The organism is Actimicrobium sp. CCI2.3 (genome assembly GCF_035019065.1).
GTDB lineage: Bacteria > Pseudomonadota > Gammaproteobacteria > Burkholderiales > Burkholderiaceae_D > Actimicrobium.
The window spans coordinates 1-826 of sequence record NZ_JASJWR010000088.1; the positions used below are offsets into that span (position 1 = coordinate 1).

Below are 826 nucleotides of genomic sequence, written 5' to 3' on the forward strand. Positions count from 1 at the left end.
TTCGGACTCGATTTCTCTACGGCTACCCTATGCGGTTAACCTTGCCACTGAATGTAAGTCGCTGACCCATTATACAAAAGGTACGCAGTCACGGAACAAGTCCGCTCCTACTGTTTGTATGCACACGGTTTCAGGATCTATTTCACTCCCCTTCCGGGGTTCTTTTCGCCTTTCCCTCACGGTACTGGTTCACTATCGGTCGATATCGAGTATTTAGCCTTGGAGGATGGTCCCCCCATCTTCAAACAGGATTTCGCGTGTCCCGCCCTACTTGTCGCAAGTTTAGTTCCACACGAGACATTTCGTGTACGGGGCTATCACCCACTATGGCGCCAATTTCCAGTGGCTTCCACTATGTCTCATGCTAGATCTTGCAGGCTCTTCCCATTTCGCTCGCCGCTACTTTGGGAATCTCGGTTGATTTCTTTTCCTGCAGCTACTTAGATGTTTCAGTTCGCCGCGTTCGCTTTGCAACCCTATGTATTCAGGTTGCAATGACCATTAAGGCCGGGTTACCCCATTCGGAAATCTGCGGATCAAAGCGTGTTTGCTCGCTCCCCGCAGCTTATCGCAAGCTACTACGTCCTTCATCGCCTGATATCGCCTAGGCATCCACCATGTGCACTTAGTCACTTGTCCCTATAACGTTGACCTCTGCTCATCAACTACTCTCCGTGAAGAGTGCAGTTGGTGAGCAAAGACGGTGTAGAGTCAACTGAGTACTACGTATGCACTTGCACCTTTGTAACCGCTTGCGCGGTCCAGCTAGATGCAAGCATGTTGAATACATGTTTGTTGATTACAATCACTACCCACCAGTATCTCT

At 49.5% G+C, this 826-nt stretch carries 1 rRNA gene; it reads right to left on the reverse strand.

Annotated elements, in window-relative coordinates:
• Positions 1-639 (reverse strand): 23S ribosomal RNA (locus QN370_RS20565); the annotation flags it as partial.
• Between the last annotated feature and the right edge of the window lie 187 nt (positions 640-826).